This window comes from Acinetobacter sp. Marseille-Q1618, from assembly GCF_902809855.1.
In the GTDB taxonomy this organism is placed as follows: Bacteria; Pseudomonadota; Gammaproteobacteria; order Pseudomonadales; family Moraxellaceae; genus Acinetobacter.
Map to the genome: position 1 here is coordinate 1,246,122 of NZ_CADDWJ010000002.1, position 26,133 is coordinate 1,272,254.

General features: G+C 38.7%; 30 protein-coding genes. 14 read left to right on the plus strand and 16 right to left on the minus strand.

From position 1 onward, the window contains the following. Nucleotides 1-27 precede the first annotated feature (27 nt). On the plus strand, nt 28-342 hold the full coding sequence (locus HUS24_RS13135; RefSeq protein WP_173912381.1) for a rhodanese-like domain-containing protein: 315 nt from the start codon (nt 28-30) through the stop codon (nt 340-342). Between the two features lie 250 nt (nt 343-592). Here the strand turns inward: HUS24_RS13135 and mnmC are convergent, their stop codons facing one another. The 4 genes from mnmC to HUS24_RS13155 are packed head-to-tail and all read right to left on the minus strand — an operon-like array spanning nt 593 to nt 4,037. Continuing rightward, entirely contained in the window at nt 593-2,551 is a 1,959-nt protein-coding gene (gene mnmC, locus HUS24_RS13140) for an FAD-dependent 5-carboxymethylaminomethyl-2-thiouridine(34) oxidoreductase MnmC (RefSeq protein ID WP_173912382.1), read from the minus strand. Nucleotides 2,552-2,609: 58 nt separating this feature from the next. Beyond that, nucleotides 2,610-3,104: a hypothetical protein gene (locus tag HUS24_RS13145; protein ID WP_173912383.1), complete on the minus strand. Its 495-nt coding sequence runs from the start codon at nt 3,102-3,104 to the stop codon at nt 2,610-2,612. A gap of 4 nt (nt 3,105-3,108) precedes the next feature. After that, nucleotides 3,109-3,411, minus strand: a complete 303-nt coding sequence (locus HUS24_RS13150) for a YciI family protein (RefSeq protein ID WP_065993513.1) — start codon at nt 3,409-3,411, stop codon at nt 3,109-3,111. 14 nt (nt 3,412-3,425) lie between these two features. Beyond that, on the minus strand, nt 3,426-4,037 hold the full coding sequence (locus HUS24_RS13155; RefSeq protein ID WP_171531428.1) for an inner membrane-spanning protein YciB: 612 nt from the start codon (nt 4,035-4,037) through the stop codon (nt 3,426-3,428). 47 nt (nt 4,038-4,084) lie between these two features. On the opposite strand from HUS24_RS13155, the gene HUS24_RS13160 reads away from it, so the two are divergent. Further along, nucleotides 4,085-4,936: a PHP domain-containing protein gene (locus tag HUS24_RS13160; protein WP_173912384.1), complete on the plus strand. Its 852-nt coding sequence runs from the start codon at nt 4,085-4,087 to the stop codon at nt 4,934-4,936. A 126-nt stretch (nt 4,937-5,062) separates the two neighbouring features. Here the strand turns inward: HUS24_RS13160 and HUS24_RS13165 are convergent, their stop codons facing one another. Together HUS24_RS13165 and radC are read right to left on the minus strand one after the other, a co-directional pair. Continuing rightward, on the minus strand, nt 5,063-5,974 hold the full coding sequence (locus HUS24_RS13165; RefSeq protein ID WP_173912385.1) for a bestrophin family protein: 912 nt from the start codon (nt 5,972-5,974) through the stop codon (nt 5,063-5,065). Nucleotides 5,975-6,013: 39 nt separating this feature from the next. After that, a complete protein-coding gene (gene radC / locus HUS24_RS13170) occupies nt 6,014-6,751 on the minus strand; it encodes a DNA repair protein RadC (RefSeq protein WP_173912386.1) in 738 nt (245 codons plus the stop codon). Between the two features lie 114 nt (nt 6,752-6,865). On the opposite strand from radC, the gene coaBC reads away from it, so the two are divergent. The 6 genes from coaBC (at nt 6,866) to HUS24_RS13200 (ending at nt 11,235) form a co-directional block, all read left to right on the plus strand. Beyond that, nucleotides 6,866-8,131 (plus strand): bifunctional phosphopantothenoylcysteine decarboxylase/phosphopantothenate--cysteine ligase CoaBC, encoded by a 1,266-nt coding sequence (gene coaBC / locus HUS24_RS13175; RefSeq protein ID WP_173912387.1) that lies wholly within the window; start codon nt 6,866-6,868, stop codon nt 8,129-8,131. A gap of 132 nt (nt 8,132-8,263) precedes the next feature. After that, complete coding sequence (locus HUS24_RS13180; RefSeq protein ID WP_173912388.1) at nt 8,264-8,638, plus strand: cytochrome b562; 375 nt, start codon at nt 8,264-8,266, stop codon at nt 8,636-8,638. Between the two features lie 166 nt (nt 8,639-8,804). After that, complete coding sequence (locus tag HUS24_RS13185; protein WP_173912389.1) at nt 8,805-9,662, plus strand: methylated-DNA--[protein]-cysteine S-methyltransferase; 858 nt, start codon at nt 8,805-8,807, stop codon at nt 9,660-9,662. Next, nucleotides 9,649-10,386, plus strand: a complete 738-nt coding sequence (locus tag HUS24_RS13190) for a 2OG-Fe(II) oxygenase (protein ID WP_173912390.1) — start codon at nt 9,649-9,651, stop codon at nt 10,384-10,386. Before HUS24_RS13185 ends, HUS24_RS13190 begins: the two co-directional genes overlap by 14 nt. A gap of 2 nt (nt 10,387-10,388) precedes the next feature. Continuing rightward, a complete protein-coding gene (locus HUS24_RS13195; protein WP_173912391.1) occupies nt 10,389-10,634 on the plus strand; it encodes an Ada metal-binding domain-containing protein in 246 nt (81 codons plus the stop codon). Further along, on the plus strand, nt 10,621-11,235 hold the full coding sequence (locus HUS24_RS13200) for an alpha-ketoglutarate-dependent dioxygenase AlkB (protein ID WP_173912392.1): 615 nt from the start codon (nt 10,621-10,623) through the stop codon (nt 11,233-11,235). The genes HUS24_RS13195 and HUS24_RS13200 overlap by 14 nt, the downstream gene beginning before the upstream one ends. On the opposite strand, the gene HUS24_RS13205 is transcribed toward HUS24_RS13200, so the two are convergent. From HUS24_RS13205 to rsgA, 5 genes are all read right to left on the minus strand, one after another. Continuing rightward, on the minus strand, nt 11,230-11,712 hold the full coding sequence (locus HUS24_RS13205) for a DUF4184 family protein (RefSeq protein WP_173912393.1): 483 nt from the start codon (nt 11,710-11,712) through the stop codon (nt 11,230-11,232). The two genes, HUS24_RS13200 and HUS24_RS13205, sit on opposite strands and share 6 nt — an antisense overlap. A 144-nt stretch (nt 11,713-11,856) precedes the next feature. Beyond that, nucleotides 11,857-12,315: a protein-export chaperone SecB gene (gene secB / locus HUS24_RS13210; RefSeq protein ID WP_173912394.1), complete on the minus strand. Its 459-nt coding sequence runs from the start codon at nt 12,313-12,315 to the stop codon at nt 11,857-11,859. A gap of 30 nt (nt 12,316-12,345) precedes the next feature. After that, nucleotides 12,346-12,603 (minus strand): glutaredoxin 3, encoded by a 258-nt coding sequence (gene grxC, locus HUS24_RS13215; RefSeq protein WP_173912395.1) that lies wholly within the window; start codon nt 12,601-12,603, stop codon nt 12,346-12,348. A 17-nt stretch (nt 12,604-12,620) separates the two neighbouring features. Continuing rightward, nucleotides 12,621-13,028: a rhodanese-like domain-containing protein gene (locus tag HUS24_RS13220; protein ID WP_173912396.1), complete on the minus strand. Its 408-nt coding sequence runs from the start codon at nt 13,026-13,028 to the stop codon at nt 12,621-12,623. Between the two features lie 91 nt (nt 13,029-13,119). Then, on the minus strand, nt 13,120-14,178 hold the full coding sequence (gene rsgA, locus HUS24_RS13225; RefSeq protein ID WP_173912397.1) for a small ribosomal subunit biogenesis GTPase RsgA: 1,059 nt from the start codon (nt 14,176-14,178) through the stop codon (nt 13,120-13,122). A gap of 121 nt (nt 14,179-14,299) precedes the next feature. Between rsgA and orn the strand changes: the two genes are divergently transcribed. From orn to HUS24_RS13240, 3 genes are all read left to right on the plus strand, one after another. Further along, a complete protein-coding gene (gene orn / locus HUS24_RS13230; protein ID WP_173912398.1) occupies nt 14,300-14,857 on the plus strand; it encodes an oligoribonuclease in 558 nt (185 codons plus the stop codon). 191 nt (nt 14,858-15,048) lie between these two features. Further along, a complete protein-coding gene (locus tag HUS24_RS13235) occupies nt 15,049-15,783 on the plus strand; it encodes a Bax inhibitor-1/YccA family protein (RefSeq protein ID WP_173912399.1) in 735 nt (244 codons plus the stop codon). A gap of 151 nt (nt 15,784-15,934) precedes the next feature. Continuing rightward, complete coding sequence (locus HUS24_RS13240) at nt 15,935-16,738, plus strand: enoyl-ACP reductase (RefSeq protein WP_173912400.1); 804 nt, start codon at nt 15,935-15,937, stop codon at nt 16,736-16,738. Nucleotides 16,739-16,800: 62 nt separating this feature from the next. On the opposite strand, the gene HUS24_RS13245 is transcribed toward HUS24_RS13240, so the two are convergent. From HUS24_RS13245 to HUS24_RS13255, 3 genes are read right to left on the minus strand one after another with little or no spacing between them, the layout of a single operon-like run. Then, nucleotides 16,801-18,219 carry an efflux transporter outer membrane subunit gene (locus tag HUS24_RS13245; protein WP_173912401.1) on the minus strand — a complete coding sequence of 473 codons (1,419 nt, stop codon included), beginning with the start codon at nt 18,217-18,219 and terminating at the stop codon, nt 16,801-16,803. A 23-nt stretch (nt 18,220-18,242) separates the two neighbouring features. After that, nucleotides 18,243-20,222, minus strand: a complete 1,980-nt coding sequence (locus HUS24_RS13250) for a MacB family efflux pump subunit (RefSeq protein ID WP_173912402.1) — start codon at nt 20,220-20,222, stop codon at nt 18,243-18,245. Nucleotides 20,223-20,224: 2 nt separating this feature from the next. Next, nucleotides 20,225-21,553, minus strand: coding sequence for a MacA family efflux pump subunit (locus HUS24_RS13255; protein ID WP_173912403.1), 1,329 nt, complete (start codon nt 21,551-21,553; stop codon nt 20,225-20,227). A 333-nt stretch (nt 21,554-21,886) separates the two neighbouring features. Here HUS24_RS13255 and HUS24_RS13260 point away from each other — a divergent pair, with 333 nt between their 5' ends. The 3 genes from HUS24_RS13260 (at nt 21,887) to HUS24_RS13270 (ending at nt 24,504) form a co-directional block, all read left to right on the plus strand. Then, on the plus strand, nt 21,887-23,497 hold the full coding sequence (locus HUS24_RS13260; RefSeq protein ID WP_173912404.1) for an Ig-like domain-containing protein: 1,611 nt from the start codon (nt 21,887-21,889) through the stop codon (nt 23,495-23,497). A gap of 71 nt (nt 23,498-23,568) precedes the next feature. After that, nucleotides 23,569-23,997, plus strand: a complete 429-nt coding sequence (locus tag HUS24_RS13265) for a hypothetical protein (RefSeq protein ID WP_173912405.1) — start codon at nt 23,569-23,571, stop codon at nt 23,995-23,997. A 15-nt stretch (nt 23,998-24,012) separates the two neighbouring features. Next, complete coding sequence (locus HUS24_RS13270) at nt 24,013-24,504, plus strand: hypothetical protein (RefSeq protein ID WP_173912406.1); 492 nt, start codon at nt 24,013-24,015, stop codon at nt 24,502-24,504. Between the two features lie 7 nt (nt 24,505-24,511). Here the strand turns inward: HUS24_RS13270 and holA are convergent, their stop codons facing one another. Both holA and lptE read right to left on the minus strand, forming a co-directional pair. Next, nucleotides 24,512-25,507 (minus strand): DNA polymerase III subunit delta, encoded by a 996-nt coding sequence (gene holA / locus HUS24_RS13275; RefSeq protein WP_173912407.1) that lies wholly within the window; start codon nt 25,505-25,507, stop codon nt 24,512-24,514. 12 nt (nt 25,508-25,519) lie between these two features. Beyond that, complete coding sequence (gene lptE / locus HUS24_RS13280) at nt 25,520-26,050, minus strand: LPS assembly lipoprotein LptE (RefSeq protein ID WP_173912408.1); 531 nt, start codon at nt 26,048-26,050, stop codon at nt 25,520-25,522. Nucleotides 26,051-26,133: the final 83 nt, after the last annotated feature.

Below are 26,133 nucleotides of genomic sequence, written 5' to 3' on the forward strand. Positions count from 1 at the left end.
GTGTTGTTTACATCAAAGGAGTGCGCAATGATCCGTAAACAAGAAATTACAACATTTGAGTTCCCAGAAAATGCAGTCATCTGGGATGTTCGTGACAACAAAGCCTACGCAGAAGGTCATATCAAAGGTGCTGTAAATCAGCCTATTGATGATTTATCTGCAGATAGCTTAACTCAAGTGGATTCGGATCAGCCCATATACATTCTATGCGGTGGTGGCAGTAAAGCACCACGAGCGGCTGAAAAACTAGAAAGCTTGGATAGCTCTCGAGATTATGTAGTACTTATGGGTGGTACACGTGCAGCACGTGATGCAGGCTTGCCTTTAGAGCAAGGAGCATAAAGAAAGCGCCGTAAGGCGCTTTCTTATATAAACAACAATGATAAAAATAAAATTGAATTTACCAAACTGATAAAACTTATAAAAAGATGCTTATAAATCTTTAAATATTCGAGTTCTGGTTTAAATTAAACATGAAACTTATGATATTGAGCAGTTGTGGATTGATCGTTTAGAGCAATACTCTTTTTATTTAAAAGAACTCAAACTATTTAGAGAATTTTCAAAAGGCATGCCCTGTCAAAAATAACCGCTAAATCGCTTTGGGTTTTGTTCCTTGATAATAAGGCTTTCTCACACGCTCTTTCTTTTTTCCTCGTGCGGGACTGAGTGTATTTAAAAGATTTTGTGAAACGGGGCAAGCCTCTTTTAAAACCAATGCTGCCAAAATTTCACTACATAAAGGTGCAAATAAAAAACCTTTCGAGCCTAAGCCTGCAAAAGTATAGACTTCCTGATCATCTATGCCTTTTCCGAGTACAGGAAAATAATCCAGTGTCTGCGCTCGAACAGATGCACGACCTTGCCAAGTGTCTATTTTAGCTAATGATTCAGCATAGTTAGGAAAGGCATTGTGGATAAGCGCATAGTTATGTACATGATCGGCATGCTCTACAGCTGAATCATCACGTTCAGGATGAAATGAAGCCCCTAATATCAAATGCTCAGCGTCAAGTTGCATACAATAACCGCCAAAACTATAGGCTTGTTTCGGATCTAATTGTCGTCCAGTATTTTTTAGCCAACTGACTTGCCCTCGAATCGCTCTTAAACGTGGATAATGGGAGAAAAATTTCTGACTTTCACGTGCGCAGCAGACCACCACATGATCAAATTTTCCGAAGACATTTTCATGTTGATCTAAAATTTGAATTTGATGGTTGTCGAGTTTTTGGCACTGAGTAATCTGTGCAATTTGAAAATCAATTAAATCATGTTCAAGGATTTGATCACGCAGTAGGTGCGGAGCAACTGCACCTGCTTGTTTAAGTTGTATGCTGGCATAGTTGGTTTGCAGATCTAATTGCTCAGCAGCGATATATTCTAGAATATCAGCAGTATAATCTTTGACTAAATCCAAAGCATCTTCTGGATTTTTTTGAATCAATTGATGGACGCAAATATCTCGAAAGGCTTTAAACCGAGGATAATAATGCTGTGCAAATTGCCATGACAAAGTCATCAAATGATCTGCGCTTTGTTCAATCGGACTCAGTTTAGGATTGAGTAGGGCAAGAGGATTACCCGAAGCACCTGCCAAAGGCGTTGATTGGTCGTAAATCGTGACTTGATGCCCACGCTCGGCAAATGCCCATGCAGCGCTTAAACCTGCGATTCCTGCGCCTATAATCGCAATTTGACGCTGTTTAAAAATAAAGCTGTTGAATTCGGTTTTTTTTTGCGTTGAATCTAAAGCTTCATTTGCTTCATGATTCTTTGATACGGTTTGTAAAGCTGTCGAGTTTAATTCTTGTGCTTCAGGTTTAAGCCAAATTGCCTTGAGCATTTCTCGTTTATGCCCAAAACCCTTTGGACGTGAAATAGAAATGCCGTGTTGTTTTAAACCACGTTTTAAAATACCAGCAACACTAAATGATGCAAAACTGGTTCCATGATCAGATAAACGCACAATATGATTTAAAACATTTTCTGCCCACATATCAGGATTACAAGAGGGTGCAAAGCCATCTAAAAACCATGCCTTTACGGGTGCGGTTTTGGGGATAATGGGGAAAATATCCTGTGCATCGCCAAGCCATAAATCAATCGAAAAGCGCTCATCAGGAAAATTCAGGCGATGACAACCTGCAAGTGGCAAAGGATACTGTTGAATCAGTTGGTCTGCCAAAGGTTTAAGTTCATCCCACACATTTAAAGCACGAATCAAATCAGCTTTCGACAATGGAAATTTTTCCACACTGATGGCATGTAAATGGCTATGATTATGTGGGCGAACGTGTTGCCAAAGCTGCCATAAGGCTAAAATATTGAGACCTGTACCAAAGCCTGTTTCTGCTACCGTAAAATATTCAAAATCATTTAAATGTGCTAATCGTGTAGGGAGATCATTGCCATTTAAAAATACATGTCGTGTTTCAAGGAGTCCATTGTCTTTGGAAAAATAGACATCACCAAATTGTTTGGAAACTGGAACTTCAATGCCATCGACAGATTGCCAATCCAAGTCAGCAGTTTGAATGGTATTTGACAATGTTGTGTACCTTTTGAAACTTTAAAAAGAGATAAACTGACAGGAAATAGTCAGTGTTTTACCACTGACGACGACGTTTGGTATAAATATAACTCGCGATCAAGAAACCCAATAACACGCCGACAGCGATGGTCGCTGCACCATATAAAAACATTTGCGCACTTTGTTCACTTTGTAAAACTTGAACTTGTACCCCAAGATTATCATTTTTTAATTGCAACTCTTGGTTCTGTGCTAAAGCTTCTAGATTTGCTTTTTCAAGTTGCTGTAAGCGAGTGGCTTGATCTTTGACCAAGGCTTTAACTTTAGCATCTTGGGATGCTTTTTCTTTAATGATCTGTTCTGCGGTTAAAGGTTTATTTTCCTGTGCTTGCGCTTGATTTTGAACAATCGCATTTGCACCTGCAACCGCAGGTAAAATTGAGGGTTTTGGTGGTGGTGTAGCAGCTGCAATCTGTGCAGTATTATTTGCAGGTGTTGCTGTCGGTTCTGCCCATACAACAGACGAGCAAAGTAAAGAAAAACCCAATAAACTTTGGACGACAACACGCATTGGCTTATCCTTTTGGTAGAGCTTTGTTAAATGGCTTAACATCAACGTGGCTATACACACCTTCTTTGACAAAAGGTTCGTCTTTTAACCATTCATCCAAAGCTTCACGACTTTCAAAATCTAAAATCATGGTACTCCCATAAAAACCTGCTTGTGGATTTTCACGATCTTTAGGCATTGCACCTGCAACAATCACACGACCTTCGGCATCTAATTTTTCTAAACGTGCCAAATGTTGAGGACGAACAGCAAGACGTTTTTCGACTGTACCATCTTGATCGGTACAGGTAATCACAAATAAAGGCATGGAACAGACCTGATTTACTCTGAAGATTTAAAATGTTTTCGCAAGCAAAATAGTATAACAGCAAGGTAGCTTAAGGATACGATAATATCGCCAAAAGCGGTAAATTCGCCCCAATATTTGCCATCCATATACAAGAAACCGAAAAAATAATGTAAAGCAGCTAATAAGAAAAATTGACCACACCATGCCCAGTTTAAACGCATCCAGCCTTCACGGCTAAGTTCCAGCATTGAACCTAGTAATTTTTGGATAATCGGTAAACGTTCTTTATTGAATAATGGGGTGACCAAAAAGCCAATGCCAATACCTAAATTTAAGATGACTGCTTTGAGTTTGATATAGGTCACATCGCTGAAAGCAAGGGTAATTCCCCCAAAAATCACAGACATGATGACGATAAACCATTGCATCTTTTCAAGTCTGAACTTCTGAGCAAAGAACAAGCAACCATAAACCACTAAGGTTGAAATCAATAAGGCACAGGTTGCAACTAAAATATGGTTTTGGTCAACATTGCCTGTACTTCCCACCAATTCGAGTAAAGGGTGTTGGTTATCTTTGGGATCTGTCGTTTTATAAAAATAAAAGAAGATAATAATAGGTAAATAATCAAATAGCGCTTTCATGCTACAGTAGGGTCATCAAATTTTGGTGACTTAGCATAATACAAACAATGATTGGTGTCGATTTACATACGCATAGTAATATTTCAGATGGCACACTCACGCCTGAAGAGCTGATCCAAGCTGCTCATGCATTGGGAATAAAGACCTTTGCATTAACCGACCACGATACAATGGATGGTGTATTACGTGCGAAACATTGTGCTGAAAATTTAGGTATGCAATTGATTTCTGGTGTAGAAATTTCCAGTCAATGGTCACGCCCATCCACCCAAAAAAGTTACGGTGTGCATATCGTCGCGTTGAATATGCAAAATCCTGAACCTTTAGAAAAATTACTCGCTGAACAAAAACGTATCCGAGCAGTACGTTCCAAGCAAATTTGTGATTTGCTGATTCCTTTAATTGGACAGGATATTTATGCTGATGTAATTACTAAAGTTGATGGTGAAGCAGATCGTGTAACACGCACGCATATCGCCAAAACTTTAGTGGAAAAAGGGATTGTGCAGCGACCACAACAAGCCTTTGATAAATATATTAAAGAAGGTAAAAAAGCTTATGTAAAATTTGATGGTTTAGGACTTAAAGAAACCATTGAAGTGATTCATGAGAGTCAAGGATTTGCAGTTTTGGCACATCCCACACGTTATGATTTGTCTGCAACAAATATTAGATACTTGATTGAAATTTTTGCTCAATTCGGTGGTGATGCTGTTGAGCTTCCACCTGCAATTGATCCTGCATCTACCCGACAAATGGTTGATCGTATGATTGCTCAGTTTGATTTAAAAGTGTCCGTGGGGAGTGATTTTCATGGTGGTCATATGCCTTGGATTAAGCTGGGAAATATTCCACGTGTAAAAGAAGGACAAGTGGGGGTTTGGGAGAGTTTTCGTTAATTCAAATTTAATGTTTCTCTAATTTTGTTGTAGGCACAGTAAGGAGGTTTTATTTTTAGATTCTAAAATAAATAAAGCTTCTCTCGATGAAAAGAAGCTTTGAGTGACGAAAAATAAAAATTAGGATTAAAGCAAATTATGATCTTGCGCCTGAATCGGAGGTGGTGTGGGTTTACCCAAAGTCCCTAAAAGTTCGATTTCAATGGTACGCACCATTGCATCTAAAGGGAGGTCATTACTTTGTGTACCAAAAGGCTCTTCGATTTCACTACTTAAGGCATCCAAACCTAAAAAAGTATAAGCTAAAATTCCGACCAAAAGTGGTGTCGCTAAACCCAACAATGAACCCAAACTAAAAGGCAACATAAAACAGAAAAAATACACAGTACGATTCAATAAAACAGAATAAGCAAAAGGCAAGGGCGTGGTCGCAATACGATCACATCCCGTTTGAACTAAACTTAATTCAGTGACATGTTGGTTCATTTGAGTATAAATAATATCGGAAATTTCACCTTCTTTCAGCGCTTGCATGAGCTCCCATTGGATCAAACTCAAAGTATATTGAGGCGCATTGGCTTGTTGATATAACTGTTTTAAGGCTTGTTGACTCATGCCACTGGTTTCTAGTAAAGCATCAGGACTGGCGGTTTGATGACGCAAACGGTCACGTAGTACATTGGCAAATACAATAACATGTTGAATAATGCGTTCACGGCGACCTTGTGGAAAAATACGACAATCACGGTCAAAGTGGCGAGCATTGGCAATCAACATGCCCCAAAGCTTACGTGCTTCCCACCAACGATCATAGCATGCGGTATTTTTAAAGCCTAAAAAGATCGAAAGTACAACACCAATAAGGGTAAAACCGACCAAAGGAATTTCAGTAAAACGATATAAACCAATATATTCAATGCCACCCACAATGGCAGAAATGAGCATGACAAAGCCTAAGGGAGGTAAAACTTTAGGTAAAATTGTGCCACGCCATGAAAAAAGTAGTTTAAAAGTGTCGTTTTGTTCCCGAACAATCATGTAAATCGAATCTGTTATTTTTGTACGATCTTCCTTGCTTCAAACCGCATTGTCAATATGATTTGGTATAAAATTCCTAGTGTTGATTTGTTGATGCTCTGCGAAGGAATAATTCTGTTCGGCTGCGACGATAATATGATCAAGCAGTTGTATTTCAACCAATTGACACGCCTGTAAAATTTCTTGGGTAAGTTGATGATCAGCCTCAGAAGGATTTGCACAGCCTTTGGGATGATTATGCGCAATCACAATAAAGGATGCTTGTTTTTGTATCGCATGCCGTAATAATTGGTTCATGGAAATATTGCAATAATTTATTGAACCATAAAATAATTTCTTAAAACTCAGCTTGCGTAGTTGACTGTCTAAACACAATACAGCAAAAACTTCCTGACTTTCACCGATCAACTCATAACGCACATAATCACAAATCAAATCGGAACGACTCAAATCCATACCTTGATAAAGTTGTTGTTTAAGATAACGTCGACCTAATTCTTTTACCGCCATGAGTTGAGAATATTTGGTATCTGCGATGCCATGAAATTGTTTGATCTCATCAGGGGCTGCATCAAAAACAGCATTCAGATGCCCAAAATGTTGAATCAGAATACGAGCCAACGCTACAGCAGAATGTTGTTTTGAACCAGAACGTAGGAAAATTGCCAAAAGTTCAGCATCAGACAAGCTCTCTGCGCCTTGACTGAGTAAGCGTTCTCTTGGACGTTCTTGTTCGGGCCATTGTTTAATGGATGTTGCTTTGCTGGAGTTATTCATTATTATTCACTGTTTTGATTTATTTTACTTTTCAATTTTCCCAAGTGAATGACTTGGGATATAGATTATTTAATGCTATTGTGAGCGCCACTGCAACAAAAAGGTGACTTGATCGTGAGTTTCGATCTCAGTGTATTTTCTAATAAAAATATTATTCTTGCTGTCACAGGTGGAATTGCAGCTTATAAAAGTGCGATTTTAGTCCGCCGTTTAAAGGATTATGGTTTTAATGTGCGTGTGGTGATGACGCATGGCGCGCAAGCATTTATTACCCCACTTACATTTCAAGCGTTGTCAGGCAATCCAGTGCATACTGAATTACTCAATCCTGAAGCTGAAGCGGGTATGGGGCATATTGAACTGGCACGTTGGGCAGATTTAGTTCTTGTTGCACCTGCGAGTTGTGACACGATTGCCAAGTTTGCAGCAGGTTTAGCAGATGATTTGCTCAGTACCTTATATTTGGCGACCAAAGTACCTGTTTGGATTGCACCTGCAATGAATCAGCAAATGTGGGCAGCCAAAGCAACACAGCGTAATTTAAATACGTTGGTGGAAGATGGGGTGCATGTGATCATGCCAGATGCAGGTTCACAAGCGTGTGGTGATGTCGGTTTAGGACGTATGCCTGAACCTGAGGATTTAGCCGAACAAGTTAAAGATTATTTCCACCAAGCACAACGTGCGCTTGCTGAAAAGTTTGGTTTACTTGCGGGTAAACGTGTCACCATTACCGCAGGTCCAACACGTGAAGCGATTGATCCAGTACGTTATATTTCTAACCATAGTACAGGGAAAATGGGCTTTGCGATTGCTGCAGCATGTTATACCGCTGGGGCGAAAGTGACCTTAATTGCTGGACCTGTCAGTCTAGATACCCCCAATGGTGTCAAACGTATCAATGTGTCTTCTGCGCTTAAAATGTTAGATGAAAGTCTGCATCAGCTTGAAGAAGGTTGTGATGTGTTTATTGCAACGGCTGCAGTGGCAGATTATCGCGTCGCAGAAGTGGCTGAGCATAAAATCAAAAAAGCAGGTGATGAGCTGAATATCGCCTTGATCAAGAACCCTGATATTGTGGCAACCATTGCACAGCAAGAAAAACGTCCATTTATGGTGGGCTTTGCGGCAGAAACTCGCAATGTTGAAGAATATGCAGCAGGGAAATTGGTTGCGAAAAAACTGGATATGATCGCATGTAATGATGTATCACGTGCGGATATTGGTTTTGCATCGGATCAAAATGCGATGACGGTGTTTTTTGCAGATCAGTACCAATTAGAAAAACGTGATCTAGAAAAAGCCTCAAAACAGGAAATTGCACAACAATTGGTTGAGGCAATCCATGATGCTTTAAATCATGAGATTGAGCCTGTTTAAAACTTAGTTTTAAATATCAAAATGCAACGAATTCGTTGCATTTTTTATTGGTTTTTTCTTTGATTTTAAATTATGTTTAATCTTGAAAATGGATAATAACCCATCATAGCCACAGTTTTAAGGACGATTTCAATGATCAAAAAAACTTTAGCCGCATTAATGCTTGTTTCAGTATGTAGTTTAAGTACAGTGAGTTTTGCGGGTGGTGCTCTCGAAGGGCACATGGAAAATCTTGCGAAAAACTTTAAAGTATTTAATAAAACTAACAATAAAAATGAGGCAATAAAAGCATTAGACAATATGCGTACTGCGGCATTAGCAGCGCAAAAAATTAAATTGGTGGCAAAAGGGGATAAAACAGAATCTTCAACAGCGATCTATGAGCAGTTGATTGCTGAAATCGACAAAACCAAAACCATTGTACAAGATGGACACTTGGATCATGCCAAAATAGAAGCAAAGAAAATTGCTGCGATTCGTGATCAAGGGCATAAATTATATCAATAAGTTTGATCTTTGATGCCTAAAACCGCATGTGCTAAAACAATGCGGTTTTTTATTGTCTATTTAAAGAATAAAAATTAGCGTCATGTAAATTGCGCATGATCTGGATTTATTTTCATTGCCCGAATTGATAAGGTGGTTTTTAGAGTAGGATAATGAGGATGTGACAATGCAGAAACAAATGCAATTTGAACGTATTGCCCAAGCCATCGAATATATTCAAAATAATTTTAAAGACCAGCCAAATTTAGATGAAGTGGCTGAGCACATCCATCTAAGTCCCGCACACTTTCAGCGTTTATTTACTGAATGGGCAGGCACCAGTCCTAAAAAATTTTTGCAATTTATCAGTCTGCAACACGCTAAAAAAATCTTAAAACATGAACAAGATCCATCTATTTTAGATGCGACATTTGCAACAGGTTTGTCGAGTCCAAGCCGTCTCCATGATTTGTTTATTCAAATTGAAGGCATGACCCCTGCAGAATATAAAAGCGGTGGTGCTAATTTACACATTGAATATCACTTTGCAGCGACGCCTTTTGGTGAAGTGTTGATCGCATCGACAGCGAAAGGGATTTGTGCGATGAATTTTGTGGAGCAAAGAGAACCAGCATTACAACAGTTAAAAGCCCAATTTCCAAATGCAACGTTTTCAGAACAGAAAAATAATTTACAAAACAGCGCATTGGCGATTTTTAATCTCACGGAACATGATCAAGCACAGGCATTACCACAAATCAAACTGCATTTGAAAGGTACAGATTTTCAGCTCAAAGTTTGGGAATGTTTATTGAAAATTCCCAAAGGGCAGTTAAGCAGTTATGGTGAAATTGCTGAATTACTCGGAAATCCTAAAGCATCACGTGCAGTTGGCACAGCAATAGGCAGCAATCCTGTGGCATTTTTGATTCCATGTCATCGTGTTATCCAAGCAACAGGTGCATTGGGTGAATATCACTGGGGCAAAGTACGAAAAACGGCAATGATTGGTTGGGAAGGAGCGCAATGTGATGCAGTTGTTTAATCAACAACAGGCAATGGCATTGATTGATACACTCAATCAGCAGAACTGGGAAAAAGTTGCAGAAAGTTTGCATCAACACGGCTTTGCACTGCTTGAAAATATTCTGCCTGAAAACTTATGTGATGTGATACGTGAGCATTATGAGCATGCGCCTTTGTATCGCAAAACTGTTGATATGCAGCGTTATCGATTTGGTTGTGGTGAATATAAATATTTTAATTATCCATTGCCAAATGTGATTCAACTGTTAAGGACAGAAATTTATCCGCATTTGGTTCCTATCGCAAATACATGGTTTCAACAGTTAAATATCAAACAACAGTTTCCAGCAAATCATGCAGCATTTTTACAACAGTGCAAAGCAGCAGGTCAAGCTGAAGCAACTGCTTTGATTTTAAAATATACAGCTTCTGGTTTTAATACGCTGCATCAGGATTTGTATGGGGAGGTCTATTTTCCGATGCAAGCTGTGATTTTTCTAAATCAGCTCAACCGTGATTTTACTGGTGGCGAATTTGTACTTACGGAACAAATTCCACGCGCACAGTCCAAAGCACGCGTGTTACAAGCCAATCAAGGTGATATGTTAATTTTCACAACACAGTTTAGACCAAAGCAAAGCAAGACTGGCTATTCTCGGGTGCAAATGAAACATGGTGTAAGTGAAGTACATACCGGTGAACGCTATACTTTAGGCATTATTTTTCACGATGCAGAGCGTTAAATATGATTCGACATAGTACCTTGACGGATCAGCAATTACGTTTGATGCTTAGGGCAGGCGAGTTAAATATGGCAGGCAATGCCAAATTAAAAATTTATGGGACTTTGCACTGTGCTTCGGGAAAGCGTATGAAAAAAGAAAATCGAGTATTCTTTAGCGATGAACAACAAGCCATTGAGGCTGGGTTTCGCCCATGTGGGCATTGTATGAAATTAGCCTATATGAAGTGGAAAAATGCAACTCTTTGATTTAGACGCAGACCCGAAACAAAATTTACTGCCTTATCAAGGTAGCGTTCATTATTATGGAAAAATTTTAACTGAGGCTGAAGCAAATAGCTATTTTGAAAATCTATTAACCAACATCGCTTGGCAGCATGATCAAGCCATTATATTTGGCAAAACCATTACCACGAAACGCAAAGTTGCTTGGTATGGCGACCATGCATTTGAATATACTTATTCTAATATAAAAAAATATGCTTTGCCGTGGACACCTGCGTTACTGGCTTTAAAAAAGCTTGTTGAAGCCAAAACTGGAGAAACTTTTAATTCATGTTTATTGAATTTATATCATTCTGGTGATGAAGGTATGGCATGGCACAGTGATGGTGAAACTGATCTGAAAAAAGATGGTGCAATTGCTTCAGTAAGTTTTGGGGCGGAACGTAAATTTGCATTTAAGCATAAACAAAGCAAAGAAAAAGTAGAACTGTTTTTAGAACACGGCAGTCTATTGGTCATGAAGGACACTACACAAAGCTATTGGTTGCATCGTTTACCACCAACGAAAAAAGTCCATACAGCACGTATCAATCTAACATTCAGAACGATTGTTGAGGTGTTATAAATCTGAATCTTCACGAAGTAAGTAGACAATCCCACCGATGACCAATCCAAATAAACACGTATAAAAAATAAAAGAGTAAGGTACGAAAGTCGATAAGATTTGGGTTTTGCTGAATGGGAAAAATGGATACATGTCGGTATGCATGAATGCATCTAGAAAAATGTGGCTAAAACTTCCTATAAAAGCACTGAACATGGCGACTTTCCATGAGATTTGCCAATTTTTTTCTTTAAAAATATTTCTTAAAAAAAATTCACTGATCGGTTTTCCAAGCAATATTGCAACTAAACCTATCCCAAATGCACCGATTAAATGATGTGTATATAAATGCAAAGTTTGCCAGTCTAAAATCATACCTAAAAGAGGTTCTAAATCCATCAGTACTTGTGTACCTGCAAAAATCATAAAGCTGAATTTTTTATGTGCAATAGCTTTGCAACTTGCACCCAAACCTAAGTGTAATGGCGTAAATGGCATGGTGATACGGCAGGATGAGATTGATTTTAAAATGATAAGTTTTTATTTAAATGTGCGCATGAAGTCTATGTGAGGATTGGGTGAAATTTAGGCTAAGAAAAAGACCGCGTATAGCGGTCTTTTGATCATGTCAATCTGTAAAGATTAAGCTTGACCTTCAGCAGCAGCGGCTTGAGCACGTTCCATATTTGCTTCAAACTCCGCATCAAAATTGATCGGTGTTAAAAGTAATTGAGGGAAGCTACCTTTAGTCACAAGATCATTCACCGCTTCACGAAGGAATGGGAATAAAATATTTGGGCAGTATGCACCTAAGATGTATGGAAGACGATCTTCTTCAATACCATCAATAAGGAAGATACCTGCTTGAGTGACATCGACGATAAATGCGGTTTCGCCTGCATTATTTGCTTGAACAACAACTTTTAAAGAAACTTCAAAGTGCGTAGGATCAACTTTTTCAGCAGAAGATGACAAATTGATGTTCAGTTCAGGTTGCCATTCTTTGGTAAAAACTTGTGCCCCAGGGACTTCAAAAGATAAGTCTTTTGCGTATAAACGTTCTAAAGCAAGTTGTGGTTGAGTTTGTTGTTCTTCACTCATTGTTTATATTCCTTAAATATTATGAAGTGATTAAGCCAATAATTCGTCGAGTTTGCCTTCTTTTTCTAAGGCATAAAGTTGGTCAAACCCACCGATGAATTGATCTTTAATAAAAATTTGTGGCACAGTACGGTGTTTTGTACGTTGCATAAGCTCAGTACGAACCTCAGGTGCTTCATTTGAAAGGTTAACTTCTTTAAATTCAACACCTTTACGTTCTAGAAGTTGTTTTGCTCGAACGCAATATGGACAGAACGTTGTAGAATATACAGTTACATCAGCAGCCATTTTTCAACTCCTTAAACTTATTTTGCTTTCACTAAAGGTAAGCCTTGTGCTTTCCAATTACTAATACCACCGTCTAAGCGATAACTATCTGCATGACCAACTTGTTGCAAGGCACTGCCTGCAACTTGTCCCATATTACAAATAAAGATCAATGGGCGATCCGCAGTTTTTAACTCTTCCAGATGACTGGTAATTTTGCTGTAAGGAATATTGCGACTACCGCTGATATGACCTTCTTTGAAATCTTTGGCATCACGTAAATCAATCAACATTGCATTTTTAGCTTTGACTAAAATACCAAGTGATTGTGGAGAAACTTTGCGACCACTACGTTGACCTTCAAATACGAAGAACAAAATGATCAAAACCCCTAAAACACCAAATAAGAAGGGGTGATTCCCCATAAACTCAAACCAACGTTCCACAATTCACCTAATTACAATCAAAATTTGTGTTGAGTATAGCCTATATATATGGTGATCAAAATCACTGCTTCAAGGCTAGATTTAAAGAAAATTAATTTTTTTGTTGCGCCTCAGTAATTTCTTCGACCAAGCGCAAATAACTCTCTAGGCGTCTTGGCAATATTTCACCTTCAGCAACGGCTTGTTTCAAGGCACATTGCTTTTCATGGGTATGGGTGCAGTTGCGATATTGACAATGTCCTAAAAAATTAGCAATGTCTGAAAAACCTGCATCTATTTTTTCTAAGTCTAAATGCCAAAGCCCAAATTCACGAATACCCGGGGAGTCGATCAATGCACCATTTTCACCAAAACGAATCAAACGTGTAGATGTAGTAGTGTGCTGACCAAGTGCTGAATTTTCAGAAATAATATTGGTTTTTTGCGCAGCATCCGGCACGATAACATTGATCAATGAACTTTTGCCGACACCAGACTGCCCAACAAAGGCCACCGTTTCATTATCCAGACGTTGACGAAGTTCAGTAATGTCACCTTCAGATTGTGTGATCATCACTTCATAACCCAAAGCTTGATATTCATTGAGCATGTCTAAAAGTGGATCATTGTCTTTGAGTAAGTCTGACTTATTTAACACCAATAACACAGGAATATCCGCATCAGCACACGCCACCAGATAACGATCAATCAATGTTGGTGCAGGTTCAGGCAAAACCGCAAATACAATCACAATTAAGCTGATATTTGCTGCGACAGGTTTGACTTTGTGATAACGGTCGGGACGTGTCAGTAATGATGTGCGAGGATGAATGGCAGTAATAATGCCTAAACCTGTGTTTGGATCAGCTTGCCATTTGACTTTATCGCCAGTGACCAAAAGCTCTAGGTTGGTACGAGTATGACAACGCCAAACACTATTCAGTTCGATCGGTTTCCAAAATGGCTCAGGTTCACCTTCTGCAACGTTGGGCTTTTGGGGATGTTCTAGTGGAGTAGAAAGGGCTTGTACTTCAAGTTGGCGTCCATAATGCTGAACGACCAAACCTTCAAGATCATTGGATGTATCAATGTCTTCTTGACGTGTTTTATGTTGTTTCTGAATACGGCGTTGCTGCTGTTCAGTTAAACGACGTTTACGAATTAAAGTCATTCATATCCTAAGAACCACAAAAAAGAGAAAGCAAAAATAGCATGATGCAGAAATGAATTACAGCGAAGATGTCAGAAATTTGCTACTATTCATGTTTTATAGCCTAATAAGATTGCACTTTATGAGCAGCACGCCAGATACACGCTTGATTTGGATCGACCTTGAAATGACAGGTCTAGACACCGACAATGATCAAATTATTGAAGTCGCAACCATTGTGACGGATGATCACTTGAATATTCTTGCGGAAGGGCCTGTACTTGCAGTTCATCAATCAGATGTAATTTTAAATGCGATGGATGAATGGAATACCAAACAACATGGTCAATCAGGTTTGATTGAGCGTGTACGTCGTAGCAAATTAACCGCACGTGATGCAGAGCTTCAAACTTTAGAATTTTTAAAGAAATGGGTAAATCCAAAAACCTCACCAATGTGTGGGAATTCGATTTGCCAAGACCGTCGTTTTTTACATCGTTTAATGCCTGAAATGGAACAATATTTCCATTATCGTAATCTTGATGTATCTTCTGTAAAAGAGCTTGCAAAACGCTGGCGCCCTGAGATTATGAGCGGTTTAAAGAAAAATGCTTCACATTTAGCAATGGATGATATTCGTGATTCGATCGCAGAGTTAAAATACTATCGTCAGTATTTTTTTATTGCAAATAATGATTAATGTATGATTTTTAAATTTTAAAGAGGCTCTATTGCCTCTTTTTTATACACTTTGCATTTTTGAAAATTAAGTTATACTGCAATAGGCAACAACTTTCAGTTTTGTTACAAAAAGAAGTAAGCTGTACATCAATTTGAAAATTTTTCGTTTTACAATCCCTTTATATTTTAAATATTACAATGAGTTGAAATATGCAAAGTAATAACCCTATTTTGACCCGTGTGGAAACACATGCGGATTATAGTCAGCCAATGACCGTTCAGGGTGCAATTCAAAAATCAGTGATGATGACTGTAATTGCGGCTGTGCTTGGTTTAGGCGTTTTCTTATATAGTTTTGCGACAGCAAATTTTGGACTTGCGTATGCTGCTGCAATGGTTGGTGCAATTGGTGGTTTGATCATCGCTTTGGTGGCAACATTTAAACCCAATACAGCACGTGTTCTTGCGATTCCTTATGCATTATTTGAAGGTGCGTTTTTAGGTGGTGTATCGGTTATTTTTCAATTGAAATTTCCAGGTGTACCTTTACAAGCATTGTTGGCAACTTTTGTCACTACTTTTGTGATGTTTGGTTTGTACCGTTTCCAAATTATTCGTGCCACTGAAAAATTTAAATCGATCGTCATGTCAGCAACGATTGCGATTGCATTGGTTTTTGTGGTTCAGTTTATTATGCGTTTAGCTTTTGGTGCGAGCATTCCTGGTCTTTTTGAAAGTAGTTGGTTAGGCATTGGCTTTGCTGCATTTGTTGCAGTGATCGCATCACTTAACTTAATCTTAGATTTTGATTTAATTGAAAATGCTGCAGCACAACGTGCACCGAAAGCTTTTGAATGGTTATGTGGTATCGCATTATTGGCAACATTGGTTTGGATGTATTATTCATTCATGCGTTTGTTTAGCATGTTGCAAGGCGATGACTAAGCTTTAAAGTAAAATATAAATTTAAAAATCGTCCTTTTGAGGGCGATTTTTTTATGATTTAAGTAAAGATCTGAAAAAAGGTGGATTATGCAATTTTGTTCTGATTAAACTCTTGGCATTATGCATACAAAATCATTCAAGTGAGAATTTCATGGCACAAGGACTTTTGGCAGGTAAACGCTTCCTCATCGCAGGTATTGCAAGTAAATTATCCATTGCTTTTGGTATCGCACAAGCATTACATCGTGAAGGTGCAGAGCTTGCATTTACTTATCCAAACGAAAAACTTAAAAAACGTGTAGATGAGTTTGCTGAGCAGTTCGGTTCTCGCTTGGTTTTTCCTTGTGATGTGGCTGTGGATGCAGAGATTGACAATGCATTTGCTGAACTGGCAAAACATTGGGATGGTTTAGATGGTGTTGTGCATTCGATTGGTTTTGCACCAGCTCATACGCTAGATGGTGATTTTACTGATGTAACGGATCGTGAAGGTTTTAAAGTAGCGCATGACATCAGTGCATATAGTTTTATCGCAATGGCACGTGCTGCAAAACCACTCTTGCTTGCACGCCAAGGGTGTTTATTAACATTGACTTATCAAGGTTCTGAGTCTGTCATGCCAAACTATAATGTGATGGGTATGGCAAAAGCATCTTTGGAAGCAGGTGTACGTTATTTGGCATCGAGCTTGGGTGCTGAGGGGATTCGTGTGAATGCGATTTCAGCAGGTCCAATCCGTACTTTAGCAGCATCAGGGATTAAATCTTTCCGTAAGATGTTGGATGCCAATGAAAAAATTGCGCCACTCAAACGTAATGTCACGATTGAAGATGTAGGTAATGCTGCGTTATTCCTGTGTTCTCCGTGGGCAAATGGCATCACAGGCGAAATTCTGTATGTAGATGCAGGCTTTAATACAGTAGGTATGAGCGCTTCAATGATGGATGCAGAATAATTTAATTTTGCATTGAAAAGAAAGGCACTGAGTTCAGTGCCTTTCTTGTTTTAGAATAAATCTTAAGGAATAATCGTATTCGGCAATTGCTGAATCGGACTACCACCCAAGGCTTGCATCAAAGTCACATAAGCATTGTATTGATTTTGCTTGGTTTGTACCAACGACAAACGTGCATTACGTGTAGTTTCTTGCACATCCAATAAATTTTTCAATGCGACAGCACCGTTACGATAACGGACTTCAGTTAAGCGTTCCGTCTTTTCAGCAAGTTCTAAGTTACGTTGTTGCAAAGCAACTTGTTTGTCGATTTCAATACGATTAGACAGTGCATTTTCAGTATCCGCAAATGCTTGATACAAGGTTTGACGATATTGAATAATGGCTTTTTCATAATCCAATTCACTTATTTTTAAATCTTTTTTCATGTCGTTATATTGCAAAAACGGCAGACTTAAACTTGCCCCTAAGGTCAGAGCAGGGTTCTTGAGCAAATTGGTAAGTGAAGTACTGCTTGAACCTAAATTCCCCGTCAAGCTGATCGAAGGATAAAACCCTGCTTTAGTTGCATCTTTGGATGCTAAAGCTTCACGTAAGCGTAATTCCGCTGCGCGCAAGTCAGGACGACGTGACAAAATATCGGCAGGTAAACCTGCTGCGATATTGGGTAAGCTGATTCGTGGTAATTTTTTAGGTTCTTGAATATTTAACTGTTGAACAGGGATTTGTAATAACACCGCCAAAGCAGTACGTGTTTCTACTAACTGTTGTTCAATTTGACTTAGACTGGCTTTTTGACTTTGTACAGATTGTTCAGCTTGAGTTAAATCTAATCCAGACACAGCACCTGTACGATATTGGGTACGAACCAATTCATATAGCTTTTGAGTAGTGGCTAAACTTTGCAGCGCCACACTATAGCGTTCATTGAGATAGCCCAGTTGCCAGTATAAATTTGCAGTTGTGCCAATCAGCGTTTGTCCAGTCGCTTGTAAATCTTGCTCAGTTGCTAAAGCTTCCCATTTGGTTGCTTCTGTTTGACGAGCTAATTTTCCAAATAAATCGACTTCATAGCTGACACCCGCACTTAAAGACAAGCCATTAGAAGCATCATCTCCTGAATTTAGATCAATACGATGTCCAGTAGACACACCAGAACTGACACGTGGACCTTGTTGATCACGTGCTAAACCCGCTCTTAAACGAGCAGTTTGTAAATTAATTCCCGCAACAGCTAAGTCGGCATTTTTTTCAATCACTTGCTCAACCAGCGCATTAAGCTGATTATCTCCAAACAATGTCCACCATTTATCAGCATGCAGGTCAGCTTGGATCTGTTGTTGATTGGTTTTGCTATATGCAAATTGACTTGGAATATCAACTGCAGGCGCTTCATAGGGCGTTTTCACCACAGCCGCACAGCCCACTAAAGAACTTCCGAGAATCAGGGCAGTTGCCAGTTTGCTTAAATTCATTTGCATGATATTTTCCTTATTCTCTTAAATTATTCACGTGAAAGGGCATCGACTGGGTCGAGCTGAGCTGCATTTCGAGCAGGAATAAATCCAAACACGATCCCGATTAAAGTGGAGCAAACAAAAGCGGCAATAATAGATGTGGTTGAATATGCCATTTGGAATGTGCCTTTTGCAAAATGACTGATCACTTGTCCAATACCCAGTGATAACAAGACACCTAAAATTCCACCTAAAATACAAACCAAAATTGCTTCGATGAGAAATTGCTGCAAAATATCACTTTGGCGCGCACCTACCGCCATGCGTACCCCGATTTCCTGAGTACGTTCTGTGACAGAAACCAGCATGATATTCATTACCCCGATACCACCGACAACCAGTGAAATCACTGCAATTGCAGAAACCAATAAGGTCATGGTCTGTGTGGTTTGTTCAATAGTTTCACGGATGCTGTCAGAGTTTTGAGTAAAGACGTCTTGTGCGCCATGACGTTGTTCAAGCAAGCTTAAAATGGCATTTTCAGCCGCAGCAGTTGGATACTCATCCTTGATACGCACCACAATACTACGGACATTGGACTGTCCTAACATACGGCTCATGACAGTGGAATAAGGTAAATATACATTTAAACTGTCTGAACCCATCATGCCTTGCTGTGAGTCAACGACACCAATAATACGGCTTGGTACAGTACCGAGTAAAATCACTTGCCCAACAGGATTGCTGCCATCAGCAAAGAAGGTTTTTTGGGTGTTGGAATCAATCACAACATCTTGTGCGCGTTGAATGACACTATGCTTGTCAAAGGCTTGTCCAGACGCAAAAGTCATTCCTTTGACATCAAAAAAGTCACTACTGACACCATTGATGGTTGCAGATGCTTCGGTGTCTTTAAAGCGAACAGTCAGATTGCTATTTACCGTTGGGCTGACTGCCTCAACATAGGGTTGTTCAGATAAAGCTTCTGCATCTGCAGGAATTAAGGTTTTGACTTGGGCGGTTTTGGAGTTGTCACCAAAGCCACGACCTTGAAATACAGTAATGGTATTGGTACCTAAACTGCTAATATTTTCCAAAATTTGCTTTTGTGAACCATTTCCGAGCGCAACCACAGAGACTACAGACGCAATCCCGATAATAATCCCGAGCATCGTTAGAAATGTACGCATACGATGTGCATTCATTGCCAACAGCGCCATACGAAATGCTTCACTGAAACGATCTAAAGTAGAACGCCAAGCAGAAGATTTTTTCTGTTTTTCAATGCCCTCAAGTGTACCTTCGACAGGCGAGATGGTTTCAGCCTCAGGTGTATTTGGTGTATCTGAGATGATATTACCATCACTGATTTCAATGATACGAGTCGCATTTTTTGCTACATTCATATCATGCGTAACGAGGATAATGGTATGACCTTTGGCATTGAGTTCACGTAAAATACGCATCACCTCAATACCACTGTTTTTGTCTAATGCTCCCGTCGGTTCATCGGCAAGGATTACATCACCGCCATTCATCAATGCACGAGCAATCGACACACGTTGTTGTTGTCCACCCGAAAGTTGATTAGGGCGGTTTTGAACTTTCTCACCTAGTCCTAGCTCTGTTAATAATTCTTTCGAACGTTCTTGGCGAGCAGTAGGATTCATTCCTGCATAGATAGCAGGAACTTCGACATTGCCTGCGGCATTAATATCACCCAACAAATGATAACGTTGGAAAATAAAACCAAAATATTCACGGCGTAACTGTGCTAATTCATCAGGCTCAAGTGTACGAGTTTCTCGTCCTTTAACTTTATAACTGCCTGAAGTCGGTTTATCTAAACAACCCAAAATGTTCATCAAGGTTGATTTACCAGAACCTGATTGCCCAACAATCGCAACCAATTCACCTGCGTAAATCTTTAAATCAATGCCTTTCAAAATCTGAACAGTTGAATCGCCAGCGGGAAATTCACGGATCAGATTATTCACCTCAAGCAGAGGTTGCTGATGCTGATTCATGCTTAAAATCTCACTCCGCCACGATTACTTCTTTTTGCAGCATCATTACTGGTGTCTGAACCATCTGCAATGACCACTTGATCGCCTTGTTTTAAACCACGTTTAATTTCTGCACTAACACGGTTATTTAAACCCACTAAAACTTGCTGACGTTTAGCCGTACCATCGGCTTGTACGACACGTACCGTAGCAAGCGATGCTTTGCCTTGCTCAATCAATGCTTTTTCATCCGCAGTTAACTCTAAACGTTGTGGACGATCTGCATTGGCTTGGTCTTTGGTATTCCTTTCGGCTGCATCTGGTTTTTTGTCTGCATTGTTGCGATTGGCACGTGGTGGGCGATTAGAGATTTGTAATGCTGATGCAGGTACAGTTAAGACATTTTTTGCTTCAGCGAGAATGATATACACCTGTGCCGTCATATCAATGCGCAACTTACCATCTTCATTTGGTACATCAAACAAAGCATTATAATAAACAGCTGTACTTGAAGAAGATGATGAGTTGTTTGAGGTTTCTGTATTGATTGACTCAGGTGCAGGCTCTACTTGGCGTAAAGTTGCATAACGTTTTTTCTCACTATCACCAAGTGTGGTGAAATACACTTTTTGACCTTCTTCGACCTTCATTACATCGGCTTCAGAAATTTGAGATTTGATGGTCATGGTGTCAAGTTGGGCTAACTTGACAATGGTTGGCGCACTTTGATTGGCATTTACCGTTTGACCTTCTTCAGTCACGATCGCTACGACTGTACCGTTCATTGGCGCAACAATACGAGTATAACCCAAGTCTTCTTTTGCTGTTGCCAGTGTTAAACGAGATTGCTCAATTTGCGCATTCATGGCAGTAATATCCGCTTGTGCTGTCTTAAATGCAGCAAGGGCGCTTTCATATTCTGCTTTAGAAGTTGCATCTTGTGCATACATATTTTTTTGACGTTGATACTCTGCTTCAACTTTGGCTAAATTTGCTTGTTTGGTTGCCAGTTGCGCTTGTTGATTTTTAATACTGGCTTCTGCAGTTTTTAAATCATTTTCCTGACGTACAGAGTCGATTTGAGCAATAAGCTGACCTTGTTTCACTTGATCACCCAGTTGCACATACATCTTTTTAACCTGACCTGATACCTGTGCACCGACACTGACCATTTTTGTTGCTTCAAGGTCACCTGTTGCGAGTACAGAATCTTCGATATCACCTCGTGTAACTTCAGTGGTAATAAATTGCGGTTGGACTGATTTTGGTTTTAAAAAATACCAAGCAAGCGCAGCAATAGCTGCAAGACAAAGTACGATGAATATGGCTTTGGCAGGTTTTATTTTTGGCATAATAAGCAAAGGTCAAGTTAAATTGGGAAAGTGTGCAAATTATAATAAGAAAATAAGGATAAAACGTGAATTTATAAAGATAAATAAGAATTAATTTCATTTGTGTTGGTTTTATTTATATGGTGATCTAAATCTAAGTTATGGATGTGTTTGAATCGTCTATTTTATGTCGGTTTTGCTTAAACAAAATGCGCTTATAACACATATTGATTTTGAATACTTGGTAAATAAAATTTTATTTTAAACGCATGATTTTAAAATTTTTAATTGACAATAAAAAATAAATATTTAGCATTTGAGCGATAAAAAACTAGAGTAAAAATAGAGGGGAATATGCGTAAAAACTTAATTAAAACGACTGGGGTATCTCTACTGGTTGCTGCACTAAGTGCCTGTGGTGGTGGAGGTAATTCAGATACGGTTCAACATCCCATGCCTACAAAAGTTGTATTAAGCCTTACAAACTTTGAAGATACAGGACGAGATAAAACTGATTTTATTACACAGGATCAGAGTTTTGATTTGTCAGTAAAAGCCGACTTTGCATATAGCCAAGTAATTTATCAAGTCTCTAAAGACTTAGGTAAAACATGGACAAGCACTACTGAGAAACAGAAGCAGTTAGCAGATGGAACGTATCAGTTTAAAGTGACGTTAAAGGATGCTGCTGGACAAAGCATGAGCAGTAATATGATTCAAGTTACAGTTGATCGTACAGCGCCAATTTTAGAAAAAGTTAATCTCATAAATGTAGATACACAGCATGTTGGGACATCTGATCAAAGCTTGATTTCAGGTCAAACTGAAAAAGGAATGTTGATCAAAATTAAGGCTGATCAGCAACAGGTGAATGGTGCACCATTAATTTCCAATAGCTTAGGACAATTTCAATTGGAAATTCCTGCGCGCATTCAAGGTGAAAGTATTGAAGTTCAAGCAGAAGATTTGGCAGGGAATCTAAGTCAAATTCAAAAACTCACCGCACCAATGGAAAGATCAATTTATAGCAATATTGATGTATCAGAACTGAGCGGTGTATATCAATTGTCTTATCAAATTACCAAGTTAGAAAAAATTCAACAATATTTATGGATTGATCAAGATGGTATCATGACTATTTTAAATGATAAAAATAGCAGTTTTTATACACAAAACTTGAAAAATCCCCAAAATTGTTATGGTTTGCCTGAGGTTGGAACACCGAACTGGACTTTGCAAGGTAAGCAAATTTATAAAAAACAGCCTGAATCAAAAACATATTTTATCAATGTAAATGGCGTGGAATATAAGTTTGATCAAAACTTAGATTATTTACATGATGATGGAGTGTTGGCGCGTTATATGAGCAATATGCCTGCTGATATCAATTATGGCGCAAAAAACTGGGTGTTATTTCCATTTGCGAAATCGAATTTGACCGCTCAAGCACTTCAACAAAAAGTATGTAGCAATGATCAAACACGTTTAAAGAAAATGATTCATCCTGCTTTAGTGGATGCACGTAGTGTTGCAGGTTTATTTAAGAGTAATGATGAAAATCAAATTGCTTATACACAAATCACTGAAAATGGGAAATTTAATATTTACTCTTATGATCAAAACAATAAGTGTTATAAGCATCCGAATAATTTGGATGTGAATTTCTCATTGGATCAACAATATTTACAACAAGATCAATCAAAATTATTTATCTATCAGCCTTATGGAACAACAGGTTTTGGTGCAACAGCATTTGTAAAAATTATGTTGAATAACTTAACTCAACAGGCTGTGAAAGCTGAAGGAAACTATGGCGAAATATTCTTGCCTGATGCGACAGGTAAATTTAAGGTCAGCATTTCATCACCAAATATTTATAAACCTGAACATCGTAGTTTGATTTTAGGTGGACAGTTTGAGCAGCAGATGACCCAACAACAACTTGAACAACAGAAATGTAAATAATCGAGACTGATTTAAGACGTGTTGAAACATGATTGTTTTCAACACGTTTTGTTTTATTTGGGGAAATAAATATGAAGCTAAAAATTTTCGTCTTTGCAGGCTTATTGGCACAGAGTGTCATGGTAAATGCCAATGATCAATTGGCGCTGCAAACAGTCAAAAAGATCTATGAAATGGGTAAAAGTCTGGAGAAAGGCAATGAAATTATTGCCTTATATGCTGATCAAAAATTAAGTCGTGCGATAGAGGTCTGGAACGCTGCTGAGTATTGTGTCGGCTATGATGTGATGTGGCAGTCCAATGATCCACCTTACCATCGTAAAGTAACATATACCCCTTTGGTAAATAACCAAGTGAAAGTGAACTTGGTAAAAGTGCCTTATTATGATGCTGCTTCACTCACCTATAAAATGTCGTGTGCAGGGAATACTTGCAAGATTGCAGACATTGTTGATCAATTCGGCTCACTGAAAAACAACATTGCACAAGAATGTCGATAAGTTTGGGGAATTAACATGGCATTAAGACAATGTGAAGACTGTAGTAAAGATTATAGTGATCGGGCAACGCAATGTATTCATTGTGGCGCGCCTAATCCCGTCATGGTGCAACCAACACAAGATGACTCAAACACATTTACTGAGTTTGTGATTGGTTGCTTGATTGTCGGGGTAATTTTATTTTTCTATGGTAAAGATTTGATCGCTTATGCAGGGCATTTATTAAATAGTTTGAATGTCGGAGTACTGTCAGAAAGCCAGTTGCAAGATTGTGAAAATGATCGAATCAAAACCTCAATGAAGCAAACTTTTGATGAAAGTGCTTATGCGCAAGCCTATCATTTAAAAGCGATTACTATTCAAACCACTGAATCTTCGGCAAAACAGAAAGGCTCGATTTTGGCGTGTAATGCAACATTAACCACCAACAGTTCAGAAACTTTTCATTTTCTTTATCAATTTAAAAAGCATGAAAGTGGTTATTTAATCGAAGCACAGCCTCGTTAACTCTACTTTATGGAGTAAAGTTAAATAAGGTTTCTCCGCAAAGTAGTGCAATGGCTTGCTGAATTAAATGTTCAGGATTCTCGTGAGATAGACCTTTAATTGATGCATCAATTCTGAGTAATAATGCAGGCCATAACAAGAAAGTTTGTGGATTTAAACGGCGTAAAGCTTGTTGATAATTGGTAATTTTAGTTTTCCAAATACCAAGTTGTAAGGCATTTTGCGGTTGCTCATATAACTGCATGAGCAGTCGCATTTCCTTACTGATTGTCCATAAAATCAGACTGGGTGCTTCGCCTGATTCAATCAAGTAATTTAAAATTTTGACAGATTGAGCAAAATTACCTGCCAATACTGCATCGCTTAAATCAAAACTGTTATAACGTGATTGATCTTGTAAACATTCATATAAATGTTCAATCTTGATCTGCTGCTGATCTGGAAAAGTATCTGCAACACGCATCAAACTATTTTTAGCCGCAAGTAAATTATGCTCATGATGTTGTTCGAGCCACAACCAAGCATCTTGATCAAGCTGGATCCCTAATTGATCTGCTTCAATGGCTAAAATACGTTGGCGATCTTTGGGATAATTGGCACTGAGTTGTACCACAACACCATTGGCTTCCACAGTTTGAAAAAAACTTGACTTTAGGCTGTTGCTATCTTGTTTTGGCATCACAATCAGCAACAGGTTTTGTTCATTATGCTGAATATACTGTTTCAGTAATTTGAGGGTATTGGCATCAGGTTTGATATTGCCATGTACTTCTACTGCAAGATGTTGTGAGAATAATGACAAGCTATCAAGCGCATTAAACACCTGTTTCCAATCACTTACACTGGTTAAATCATAGCGTTGCCGTTCAACTTCCTGACGATTCCAACTTTTTCGAAAAGCATCCAGTAAGTTTTGTTCCAATAACGGCTCTTGACCGTACATAATCCAAGCCCCACGAGCTTCATCTACACGTTTTAAGGCTTGGAGATAGTCAAGTTTCATAAATCTATTAAATTATTGTGCTGAAGTGGTGGGTAAATACTTTGCTTTTGGCAAACGGTTGGCTGAGATTTGGCGACTGATTTGTTGTGCAATATCATCCACAATAACTTGTTTTAAATATTTTTCTTGCTGGTCATCGGTGTTGACTGTAGCAACATCATATTGATAACTGCGTGAAGCAGTTAAAGTACGGGCTTCGGTAACTGGATTACCTTGTTGGTCTTCAATCTGGAAAGTCACAGTTAAACGTAATAAAACTTCGATCAATTGACCATTTAACTCATGACGAATAGGTTTGTAATCTAAAATGCGCAGCACATAAGCATCATTGGCATTGCTCAGTTGAGCGCCTGAAGCAGCCAAATAAACACTGAGTTTGCTTTCTAACTCTTGCGTGTTTTTAGGAAGTTGTAAATTTAACTTTGTATAAACCAAAGGGGTTGCTTTGGGATTGGTACCTTTTAAATGAAAGTCACAACCCACTAAGCCTGCACTCAGACCCAAAGTTAATACAACTGCTGCAACACGTTGAACCAAATGCATGTGGTGTCCTCTGATTTTCCCAAGATGGAAATTAATTTTGAAATCTTAGTATGAATTGTAAAGTCAAAGCCCGTTGAATGACA